Below are 10,725 nucleotides of genomic sequence, written 5' to 3'. Positions count from 1 at the left end.
GCGACAATACCTGTTGCGGGGGACATTAGAAGACGTCGCGCCAGTGTCCAGTCATCTGCGGCGATTGCGCCTGATGCGGGACGATCCGCGCGGTGCCATAGCCGTTGAACGCGGTGGCAAGACAGTTGGCATAGGCGCCCATGCCGTCGATCACCAGATAGTCCTCGGCCTGCAGGTCCTGCGGCAGGGGCAAGGGTACGGGCAGACGGTCAAGGCTGTCGCAGGTCGGGCCAAAGACATGGCGCGGGCTTTGTGCCCCGACGCGCGGCTGACCGTCGGCAGAAAAGGCGTGCATCCGGTCGGGCGGCGGCAGGTCGCGCCACTCCATCAGGCTGCCATAAAGGCCATCGTTCAGGAACACGGTGTCATCGCTGACCGCCTTGACGCGCAGCGCCAGGGTATAGGCATCGGCGATCATGGCGCGGCCCGGCTCGCAGACCAGCCGCGGTGGGGCGACAAAGCTGGCGCGCGAAGCCTGCCCTATCGCGTCAAAGACCCGGGTCAGGTCAGGCGCGCATTGCCCGCGATGGGCGGCAAACCCGCCGCCCACATTCAGCCGGTGCAGCGCGGTGCCCGCACCGGCGGCGATATCGGCGCAGGCCTTGATGTAGTGGACCCAAGGCGCGGGATCATCGCACTGGGTGCCGGGGTGAAAGGTCATGCTGGCCCGCCCGCCGCGATCCTGCACGCAGCGCAGCAAAGCAACGGCGGTTTGCGGATCGGCGCCGAACTTGCTGCCGAAATCATAGGCCGCGCCGGCCACCGGCAGCTTGAGCCGAACGGCGATTTCCTGCCCTTCGATCGGGCCAAGCTTGTCCAGCTCGCTTATCCGGTCGATCGACCACGATGTGATGCCAAAGGCCCGCGCGCTGTCGATTTCCTGACGCGAGCGGACCGGGTTGTGATAGTGCAGGCGCGCCCCCGGATGGGCGGCGCGCACCTGCGCCATCTCGGCGCAGGAGGCGACGTCAAAGGCCTGCATGCCATGATCCGCCAGCGTGGCCAGAACCTCGGTGCCCGGGTTGGCCTTGACCGCATAGGTCACCTCGCCCGGAAAGCCGGTTTGAAAGCGGCTCAGCGTCTGGCGCAGGGTATCGGGCGAAAAGAAAAACACCGGATCGTCGGGCTGGTGCCGGACCAGCCAGTCGGCGGGGGTTGTTGCGATGTCGGAATGAAAGCCCATGGTGCGCGCCTCTTGTTCTTTTGACAAAGAGTGCGGGGCTTTTGCTGCGATTTCTCTAGGCAAAAGAGTCAGGGCGAGTCATCATTTTCGTCATATCGACGGAGGATTCATGCAAATCGACGAAATCGACCAACGGCTGATCACCCTGCTGTCCGAAGACGCGCGGCTGCCGGTTGCGGATCTGGCGCGGAGACTGGGGATTGCGCGCACCACGGTGCAGGCGCGGATCGAACGGCTGCAGACTCGCGGTTTGATCGACGGGTTTACCATCCGGCGCGGGGCGGCGCTGCGCCCGGCGCTGCGGGCCACGGTGCTGATCAGCATCGAGCCGCGTGCGGGCGCGGCCGTTCTGGCGCGGCTGCGCAAACTGCCGGTGGTCGAGGCGGTGCACACGACGTCAGGGCGGGTGGACATGATCGTGACGCTGGTCGCGCAGACCACCGAAGAACTGGACAGGACGCTGGACCTGATCGGCGAGGCGCAGGGGGTCAAAAGCTCGGAAAGCCTGATCCACCTCAGCACCAAGATGGACCGTGGTCAGGGGTGAATGATCTACGCGCCGAATGATGTGTTCACCTTCGGCGCCGCATTGCGCATGGACTATTGCGCGCCCGGGTCCTTGTCGTCCTCGATGCTGTAGGCCTTGAACAGGCCGGACTGCGAGATGAAGAACAGGAAAATCGCCGCCGTCAGCCCGAAGGTCTTGAAATAGACCCAGGTTTCCGTGCTCATCGTGCGCCAGATCACCTCGTTCAGGACCGCAAGACCAAAGAACAGCATGGTCACCCGCCGCGTCAGGATCATCCAGCCCTGATGCTTGAGCGGCATCAGCCCTTCCATGACCGACCGCAGCCAGCTTTCTCCGCGCATCAGCCCGATGGCCAGCGTGGTGCCGAACAACAGGTAAATCAGCGTCGGTTTCATCTTGAAGAACCGTTCGTCGTTCAGCCAGACAGACAGCCCGCCAAAGACCACGATCAACACCGCCGTGACCGCCTGCATCCGGCTGAGGTGACCGGTCAGTTTCCACAAGACGCCCGTGGCGATCAGGAAAACCGGGATGAAGGCCGCCGTGACGACGATGAAGCCTTCGTATTCGGTCCCGCCGATGACAAAAATCCGGTCCTTGAGCCAGAGATAGGCACCAAAAAACGCCAGGATCGGCCCCATTTCCAGGGCAGTCTTCAGGCCAGGATTGATCGGTTTGTGCGACATGAGCGGCTCCTTTGGCCTCAGATAGGGGTTTCAGCCACCAATCTCAACGATGACCGCACCCAAAGCGATCAAGGCCATCAGCGCGACGCGGCGCGGCCCCACGGTTTCCTTGAGCACCAGCCAGCCGATCAGCGCCGCGAAGACGGTCGAGGTTTCGCGCAAGACCGCCGCCTCTCCGACCTTGTCGAGCCGCGTGGCCAGCATGATGCCGCCAAAGCTGAAAAACGCGATGACGGCGCCGATGACCCCCCGCGTCAAAAGCGGCCCGAGGTCCGGCGGATCGATCATCGAACGATAGCGCAGCGTGGCGATGATCGGGATGGCGATCCCGTCGATCATGAAAAACCACGCCAGGAAAGTGAAAGGATTGGCCGTGGCGCGGATGCCATAGGCGTCATAAGTGGTATACAGCGCCACGAACAGCCCGGTGGCAAAGGCGAACCCCAGCGCCGCAACAAGCGTTTCGCGCGCGGTAACCAGGTAGAGGTAGTTGTAGAGCGCCAGCCCGAAGATCCCCGCCAGCAAGGTCGCAACGCCCAGCCACTGCACGGGCGTGAAATGTTCGCCAAAGATCAGCCCCGCGCCGACGACCGCAAACAGCGGCCCGGTCCCGCGCACCACCGGATAGACCACCGTATAGGCGCCGCGGGTATAGGCATAGGCCTGCAGCAATTTGTAGATGGTGTGGATAACGAAGGCGCCCGCAAAGATTGCCCACATGTGCGGTTCGGGCCAGGGAACCACGAACAGGGCGAAGGGCGCAGCCATCAGCCCATAGGCGCCGTCAATCGCGCCGCGCGACAGCCAGGGGTCGTGCCGGCCCTTTTGCAGCGCGCCAAAGACCGCGTGCAGAAAGGCGGCCATGATCGCAAGGGCCAGCGCCAGTTGGTGGCCCGCTTCGGTGCCTTCGATAGAAATCAGCCAGTCGGTCAAGACGCGCGCAAGCGGGGGCCAGCCCCCGCACCCCCGGAGTATTTCCCCCAAGAAGAAGAGGCAGGGAGGATCATTCTGCGTCGAGGCCGGTCAGGGCTGCGGCGAATTCTTCGGGGTCAAAGGGGGACAGGTCGTCGATCTGCTCGCCCAGTCCGATGGCATGGATCGGCAGGCCGAACTTGTCGGCCAGCGCCACCAGCACGCCGCCCTTGGCAGTGCCGTCCAGCTTGGTCATCACCAGGCCCGAGACGTCGGCGAGTTTCTGGAAGGTTTCGACCTGGCTGAGGGCGTTCTGGCCTGTGGTCGCGTCAAGCACCAACAGGGTGTTGTGCGGGGCCTCTGGGTCTTTCTTTCGGATCACGCGGACGATCTTGGCCAGTTCCTCCATCAGGTCCTGGCGGTTCTGCAAGCGGCCCGCCGTGTCGATCAGCAACAGGTCGGCGCCGTCGGCCTGGGCGCGGGTCATGGCGTCAAAGGCAAGGCTGGCGGGGTCGGAGCCTTCGGGCGCGGTCAACACCGGCACCCCGGCGCGATCTCCCCAGACCTGAAGCTGTTCGACGGCGGCGGCGCGAAAGGTGTCGCCGGCGGCGATCACCACCTTTTTGCCTGCCGCGCGGAACTGCGAGGCGAGTTTGCCGATGGTCGTGGTCTTGCCGGAGCCGTTGACCCCGACCACCAGCACCACCTGCGGCTTTGTCGGATATAGCGGCAGCGGGCGTGCGACGGGTTCCATGATGCGGGCGATTTCGCTGGCCAGCAGCTGCTTGATCTCCTGGACCGAGAGTTTGCGGCCCATGCGCCCTTCGGCGATGTTGGCGGTGACGCGAAGGGCCGTGTCGACGCCCATGTCAGAGGCGATCAGCAGCTCTTCGAGGCTTTCGACCATGTCGTCGTCCAGCACGCGCTTGACCACCGGGGCGGATTTCGCGCCGCCCCGTCCCAGAAGGCGTCCCAGAAAGCCGGGCTTTTGCGCGGCGGGCGCATCCGCATCGACCGAAAGCGCCGCGGCGACGGCCATGTCCACCGGGCCGGGGGCGACCATGTCTTCGCCCGGGCTGGGCAATTCGGTCGGCGGTGTCGCCGGGGCAGGATCGGCGGGCTGGGGCGCCTCGGCCGGGGGCATCTTTGGCCGGACGGGTTCCGGGGCGGGCCTGGGATCGGCCGGCTGCGGGATTTCCTGCGGCGCCTGGGACGGTTTGGGCGGGCTGCCTGGCTGCTCTTGTGGCTGGGCGGGGCGCGGTGCCTCGATCGGCGGTTCCGGCGCGGTTTCGGGGGCCGGGTCCGGCGTGACCGGTTCGCTTTGCGGCACCTCGCGCGGCGGGCTTGGCGGTGTTTCCTGCGGCGGGGGCGGCGGCGTTTCGTCTGCGGCGACTTCCTGGCCGCCATCCTCGACGATGGCCTCGAGGCCCTGGTCGAGCTTGGAGGAGGATTTGAACAAACGGTTCTTGAGCTTGCCGAAAAGGGACATGGAGCCTCTCGCCTTTGGGGACTCATTCCACCTAATACGGGCGGCGCTGTAATGAAAGTGTGTGTTGACCCTTTCCTTTGACTGACGCTTTACTTGGGCATGCGTTTTTCTGTGTTGTTTCTGGTCTTGTCCCTGCTGCCTGCCCCCCTGCGGGCCGAGCCGGGGACCCTGTGTTCGCCCGGGGCCTTTGGTCAGGTGCAATGCATTCGGCCGGGGCATTTCGTGCATGACACCTGTCAGGCAATCGAGGCCTTTGCCGGGGAAAACGGGCTGGACGCGGGGTTTTTCGCGCGGCTGATCTGGCAGGAAAGCCGGTTCAACCCCAACGCGCTAAGCCATGCCAACGCCCAGGGCATCGCGCAGTTCATCCCTTCGACCGCCCGTCTGCGCGGGCTGCGCGACCCCTACAACCCTGCCGAAGCGCTTGAATATTCGGCCGAATACCTGGGCGAGCTGACGCGCCGCTATGGCAATCACGGGCTGGCCGCCGTGGCCTATAACGGCGGCGAACGGCGGGCCGATGGGCTGGTGGCGGGCACTGGCGGGCTGGCGCAGGAAACCGTCGATTACGTGCGCATCATCACCGGCCTGCGCGCCGAAACCTGGGTCGAAGAGCCGCCCGAGACCCATGATTACCGCCTGCAAAAGGACAAACCCTTTGCCGAGGCCTGCCACGAGCTGGCTCGCAAACGCATCCTGACCGCCTACCCGTCGCCGGAACCGGCGCTTGATCCCTATGGGGTGCAGCTGGCCTTTGGCACGTCGAAATCGCGCGCCATGGCGCAGTACAAGGAAAAAGTGCGCGCCTGTTCGGCGCAGGTCAAAGGCGAGACGCCCGACCTTGTCTGGCAGAAAAGCCGCGCCTCGCCCAAGGGCGGATACTACATGGCGCGGATCGGCCGGGCGACGCGCGATGCGGCGTGGAAACTGTGCGGGCAGCTCAAGGCGCGGGGCTGTGTCTGTGCGGTCTACAAGAACCGCTAGGATTTGCCCTGCAGGGCGTCCAAGGCCAGGAACGAAAGCAGGAAAAGCACCTGCGCCCCCCAATAGGTGACCCAGACCAGCCGCGAGGCCAGTTTGCGCCAGCGATTGCCGGGTTTCATCAAGAACAGCTCGGTCGCCAGGATGGTGTCCGAGACGATGAACAGCAGCGCCGCCCACAGCACCGGCGGGCCAAGCGCCAGTGCCGAAAGCCCCATCGCGGCGATGATCGCGACATAGACCATGACCGGGGCGCGCAGATCGCCGGTGACCGGCCACAACCGCCAGCCCATGCCCAGCACCAGCGCCACGATGGCCGCGGTGAAAGGCAAAAAGGCCGGGTCAGTCAGCGCCGCCAGATCGGCGCCGGGATGCGCCACGAACAGCGCCACATAGGCCAGGTGCGACAGGGCAAAGCTGGCCAATCCTGCAAGAAAGGCGCGATCGCCTTCGCGCGACAAAAACGCATCGCCCAAGGCGCCCAGCATCAGCCCCAGCGTCAGCAGGGGCGGCAGATGCTGGGCCCATGCGACATAGGCCAGCAAGGCCACCGAAAGCGTCTTGATCACCGATTTGGCCAGCGATGGCCCCTGCACGGCAAAGCGCAGCAGATAGATCAGCGACGCGGCCGCCGCGAGGGAAAGCGCCCAATCGGTCACCGGGTCACACTTCTTCGGGGAAATGCCTGATGACCATGCGGATCGGGTTCGGCGCCGCCTGCCCCAGCCCGCAGATCGAGGCATCGACCATGGCGGTGCTGAGTTCCTCAAGCAGGCCCTTGTCCCACTTGTCCGCCATCATCAGCTTGACCGCCTTTTCGCAGCCCACCCGGCACGGCGTGCATTGGCCACAGCTTTCGTCCTCGAAGAAGCGCAGCATGTTCAGCGCGGCGTCTCGGGCGCTGTCGTGATCGGACAGCACCACAACGGCGGCCGACCCGATAAAGGTGCCATGCGGTTGCAGCGTGTCGAAATCCAGCGGGATGTCGTTCATCGACGCGGGCAGCAGCCCCGAGGACGGGCCACCGGGCTGATAGGCCTTGAAGGTGTGGCCATCCGACATGCCGCCGGCGGCTGCGATGATATCGGTGATGGTCGACCCGGCAGGCAGCAGGTAGACGCCCGGGTTCTTCACCCGGCCCGAGACGGAATAGTTGCGCAGACCGGTGCGCCCGTTGCGTTCGACGGAATTGAGAACCTCGGGGCCAAAGCGGGCGATGCGGGCGACCCAATACAGGGTTTCGACATTGTGCACCAAGGTCGGCTGACCAAAGACCCCGACCTGCGCCACGAAGGGCGGTCGGTGGCGCGGCATGCCGCGTTTGCCTTCGATGGATTCGATCATCGCGCTTTCTTCGCCGCAGATATAGGCCCCCGCCCCGCGCCGCAGGTCGATAAAACCGGACTGGACGATGCCCGCCGCCTCGAGCGCGGCAATCTCGCGCCGCAGGATTTCCAGCACCGCGGGGTATTCGTCGCGCATGTAGATGAAACAGGTCTGCGCCTCGACCGCCCAGGCGGCGATCAGCATCCCCTCGAGGAACATGTGCGGTTCGCGCTCCAGATGGTGGCGGTCCTTGAAGGTGCCCGGCTCGCCCTCGTCCCCGTTCACCGCCAGGTAGCGCGGGCCGGGGTTTGCGCGCACAAAGCCCCATTTCTTGCCCGACGGAAAGCCCGCCCCGCCAAGACCGCGCAGCCCCGAGGCGGCGACGGCGTCCTGCACCGCCTCCCAATCGCCGTTCTGGCGCAGCTCGGTCAGGCGGCGATAACCGCCATCGGCGCGGTATTCGGCCAGACCCTGATAGTCGGGAATGACCGGGTGAGTTTCGCCCGCATGGATCGCGGCCAGCACCTTTTCGGGCGTCGCGTGGTCGATGTGGTTATGGCCCAGCTCCAACGTGGGGGCGGTGTCGCAGCGGCCCATGCAGGGCGCGCGCAGCACACGGACCTGCGCCGGGTCCAGCCCGTCTTCGAGCGCGGCGCGCAGCTGTTCGGCGCCGGCAAGCTCGCAGGACAGCGAATCGCAGACCCGGATGGTCAGCGCGGGCGGCGGGGTTTCCCCTTCGCGCACCACGTCGAAATGGGCGTAAAAACTGGCCACCTCGTAGACCTCGGCCTGCGACAGGCGCATTTCCTCGGCCAGGGCGCGCAGATGCGCGGCCGACAGATGGCCAAAGGCATCCTGCACCAGATGCAGGAATTCGATCAGCAGGTCGCGGCGGCGCGGACGGTCGCCCAAAAGCGCGCGCACCTGATCCCAGGCCTGATCGTCCAGCTGACGCCCCTTGGGGGTGTGCCGGCCCTTGCCCTTGCCCGATTTCCAGACGCCCTTGCGTTCATCCAGTGCCATTTTGCCGTTCGCCTCCTATGCGGTACGGGCAATCTAGGCGGACAGGCGGCCAAGCGGCAGGTCGAAAACGACTCAAACCGGCGGTGATGCGCCCCAAAATGCGCCCGGTTTCGCCCGATGGGTGACGGAAAGTTCCGATAGGGGTAAGGCTTGGGGCAGATCGGGGGCCGGGATGGTGCGCTTTGCGGCAGTGACATGGGGGATGGTGGCGCTATTGGCGCTGGCCATGGGGCTGGGCGGGCTTTGGGCCGCGCTGGCCCTGCTGTATATCACCGTCTTCACCTGGTTCATGGACAAGCTGGCCGCGATGGCCGCCCCGGATCATCCGGGGGCCGAGTTTCCGGCCGGGGACGGGCTTGCGATCTCGTTGGGGCTGGTGCATTTCCCGCTGCTGTTTGGCGGCGTCTGGACGATTGGAGCCGGCGCCCTGCCCGCCTTGGATAAACTTCTGATTTTCTTTGCGCTTTCCCTGTTCCTGGGGCAGGTCAGCAATTCCAACGCGCATGAATTGATCCACCGTGCGCCGCGGGCGATGCGGCGCCTTGGGATGGCGGTTTACGCCTCGGTTCTGTATGGGCACCATGCCTCGGCGCATGTGCGGGTGCATCACGTGCACGCCGCAACCGACCGCGACCCGAATTCAGCCCGGATCGGAGAGCATTTCTATGCTTTTGCCGCGCGCGCCTGGCGCGGCGAGTTGGTCGAGGGGTTTCGCGCCGAATCGCGGCTGCGTCGGGGCAAGGGGCTGCATCCCTATGTCGGTTATGGGCTGGCGTCCTTGCTGGCGCTCGCGGCCGCCTGGGCCCTGGCGGGGCTGGCAGGCGTGGCGGTTCTGCTGGCGCTGTCGGCCTATGCGCAGATGCAGCTGCTGCTGTCGGACTATGTCCAACACTATGGCCTGCGTCGCGGCCTGATCGACCCCGACAGGTGGGAACCGGTCGGCCCGCAGCATTCCTGGAACAGCCCGCATGGCTTTTCCAGCGCCCTGATGCTGAACGCACCGCGCCATTCCGACCACCACGCCCACCCGTCGCGCCCCTATCCGGGGCTGGATCTGGACCGCGCCGTCATGCCGATGCTGCCGCATTCGCTGCCGGTGATGGCCGTTCTGGCGCTGGTGCCGCCGCTGTGGCGGCGCGTGATGGACAAACGGGCGGCACGGTGGGCGCAACCGGCAGAGCTTCGCTGAAATTAACCGATTGGTAACTCTGTTCTTTCGCCCGGCGCGCCGCTCTGGCAGCATTGCGACATGAATCAGATCGCTGCCCTCCTGCTTAGCCTGACCGCCCTGCCCGCGCTTGCGGCCGAGCCTTTGACCGCCGGTGAATTCGAAAGCTATGTGGCTGGAAAGACTCTGTATTTCGGCCTTTCCGGCACGCCTTACGGGGCCGAGGAATACCTGCCCGACCGGCAGGTGCGCTGGTCATTCCTGGATGGCCAATGCAAGGACGGGTTCTGGTACGAAGAGGCGCGGCAGATCTGCTTTGTCTACGAGGACAACCCCGAACCGCAGTGCTGGTCCTTCTTCAAAGAGGGCGCAGGGCTGCGCGCGGTGTTCGAGAACGACCCTTCCAGCACGGTGCTCTACGAGGCCAACCAGAACGACCAGCCGATGATGTGCCTTGGCCCCGACGTCGGCGTGTAACCGCGGCGGGGTGCCGGCCTGCCCCAAGGGCCCGCGCGGTCAGACCGACGCAAACCCCTGCCGCAGATAGGTTTTCATCGTCTCGACAAGGGCCTGTTTGCCACTGCCGCCGTACAGGTTGATGTGCTGCTGGCCCTGATCGGGCAAAACGCCCGGCTCGATATAGGCCAGCTGCGGCGGCGCATGCCCTTCCAGACAGGATGACACCGCCAGATCGGCGCTGACCGACGCCTCGACCGTGCGGTCGTTGTCGGTGATCACGGCCATTTCCCATTCGATCCCGGCGGCATCCAGGTGTGCCATGGCCCCGGGGCGAAAACCGCAGTTCTGGTTATAGGCCAGCCGCAAGGGCCGTGCGCGATGCGCCTGCCCGTCTGGCGCGCCGATCCAGCGTAGCGGCACCGACACAAGCGATTCTCCGCCCTCGTCCAGCCGGTCCTCTGTGGTCAGCATCACGTCGACCTCGCCCTTGGCGAACAGCATCTTCAGGTCGCGGGTGTAGGAACTCAGCAATTGCACCTTCACCCGGGGATGGCTGCGCCCCATGCGTTTGAGCACCTCGGGGATCACCGGATAGACGATGTCATGCGGCACGCCCAGGGTGATCTCGCCCTCCCAGGCCTGATCTGTCAGGCGGCTGTAGATCTCGTCGTTCAGGTCCACCATCTTTTGCGCATAGGCCAGCAATTGCGCCCCGGCCGGCGTCAACGCCACACCGCGTCCGCTGCGGTCCAGCAGTTGCAGGCCCAGCATCTCTTCCAGCCGCTTGAGCTGCATCGAAACCGCCGATTGCGTCAGGTTCAGAAAGCCCGCCGCGCGCGTCACCCCGCCCGACTGTGCCACGGCGACAAAGGACCGAAGCGTGGTGATGTCCAGATTGCGCATTCATCAACCCTCGTGATGCTACCCCTCAAGAACATTCGTTTCACAAATGCCCCTGGGATTGGCATA

At 65.3% G+C, this 10,725-nt stretch carries 11 protein-coding genes; 4 read left to right on the top strand and 7 right to left on the bottom strand.

Annotated elements, in window-relative coordinates; genetic code table 11:
• Positions 1-25 precede the first annotated feature (25 nt).
• Positions 26-1,210: a type III PLP-dependent enzyme gene (locus tag QF118_RS09575; protein ID WP_282298844.1), complete on the bottom strand. Its 1,185-nt coding sequence runs from the start codon at positions 1,208-1,210 to the stop codon at positions 26-28.
• 82 nt (positions 1,211-1,292) lie between these two features.
• Here QF118_RS09575 and QF118_RS09570 point away from each other — a divergent pair, with 82 nt between their 5' ends.
• Positions 1,293-1,730 (top strand): Lrp/AsnC family transcriptional regulator, encoded by a 438-nt coding sequence (locus QF118_RS09570; protein ID WP_282298843.1) that lies wholly within the window; start codon positions 1,293-1,295, stop codon positions 1,728-1,730.
• Between the two features lie 53 nt (positions 1,731-1,783).
• On the opposite strand, the gene QF118_RS09565 is transcribed toward QF118_RS09570, so the two are convergent.
• The 3 genes from QF118_RS09565 to ftsY all read right to left on the bottom strand — a co-directional run bounded on the left by QF118_RS09565 (position 1,784) and on the right by ftsY (position 4,799).
• Positions 1,784-2,398 carry an inner membrane-spanning protein YciB gene (locus QF118_RS09565; RefSeq protein ID WP_282298842.1) on the bottom strand — a complete coding sequence of 205 codons (615 nt, stop codon included), beginning with the start codon at positions 2,396-2,398 and terminating at the stop codon, positions 1,784-1,786.
• Between the two features lie 30 nt (positions 2,399-2,428).
• Positions 2,429-3,331 (bottom strand): EamA family transporter, encoded by a 903-nt coding sequence (locus tag QF118_RS09560; protein ID WP_282298841.1) that lies wholly within the window; start codon positions 3,329-3,331, stop codon positions 2,429-2,431.
• A gap of 70 nt (positions 3,332-3,401) precedes the next feature.
• A complete protein-coding gene (gene ftsY, locus QF118_RS09555) occupies positions 3,402-4,799 on the bottom strand; it encodes a signal recognition particle-docking protein FtsY (protein WP_282298840.1) in 1,398 nt (465 codons plus the stop codon).
• Positions 4,800-4,898: 99 nt separating this feature from the next.
• Here ftsY and QF118_RS09550 point away from each other — a divergent pair, with 99 nt between their 5' ends.
• On the top strand, positions 4,899-5,783 hold the full coding sequence (locus tag QF118_RS09550) for a transglycosylase SLT domain-containing protein (protein ID WP_282298839.1): 885 nt from the start codon (positions 4,899-4,901) through the stop codon (positions 5,781-5,783).
• Here QF118_RS09550 and QF118_RS09545 read toward each other — a convergent pair.
• Together QF118_RS09545 and QF118_RS09540 are read right to left on the bottom strand one after the other, a co-directional pair.
• Positions 5,780-6,439, bottom strand: a complete 660-nt coding sequence (locus QF118_RS09545; protein ID WP_282298838.1) for a lysoplasmalogenase — start codon at positions 6,437-6,439, stop codon at positions 5,780-5,782. The two genes, QF118_RS09550 and QF118_RS09545, sit on opposite strands and share 4 nt — an antisense overlap.
• 4 nt (positions 6,440-6,443) lie before the next feature.
• The gene (locus tag QF118_RS09540) at positions 6,444-8,129 is read right to left on the bottom strand and encodes an NAD(P)H-dependent oxidoreductase subunit E (protein ID WP_282298837.1); all 1,686 of its coding nucleotides are present in this window, start codon (positions 8,127-8,129) and stop codon (positions 6,444-6,446) included.
• Between the two features lie 172 nt (positions 8,130-8,301).
• Between QF118_RS09540 and QF118_RS09535 the strand changes: the two genes are divergently transcribed.
• Positions 8,302-9,318, top strand: a complete 1,017-nt coding sequence (locus tag QF118_RS09535; protein WP_282298836.1) for an alkane 1-monooxygenase — start codon at positions 8,302-8,304, stop codon at positions 9,316-9,318.
• A gap of 60 nt (positions 9,319-9,378) precedes the next feature.
• On the top strand, positions 9,379-9,774 hold the full coding sequence (locus QF118_RS09530; protein WP_282298835.1) for a hypothetical protein: 396 nt from the start codon (positions 9,379-9,381) through the stop codon (positions 9,772-9,774).
• 39 nt (positions 9,775-9,813) lie between these two features.
• On the opposite strand, the gene QF118_RS09525 is transcribed toward QF118_RS09530, so the two are convergent.
• Positions 9,814-10,659 carry a LysR family transcriptional regulator gene (locus QF118_RS09525; protein ID WP_282298834.1) on the bottom strand — a complete coding sequence of 282 codons (846 nt, stop codon included), beginning with the start codon at positions 10,657-10,659 and terminating at the stop codon, positions 9,814-9,816.
• Between the last annotated feature and the right edge of the window lie 66 nt (positions 10,660-10,725).

It is taken from the genome of Tropicibacter oceani (genome assembly GCF_029958925.1).
GTDB classification, from domain to species: domain Bacteria; phylum Pseudomonadota; class Alphaproteobacteria; order Rhodobacterales; family Rhodobacteraceae; genus Pacificoceanicola; species Pacificoceanicola oceani.
This window is presented reverse-complemented; position numbering and strand designations above follow the sequence as displayed.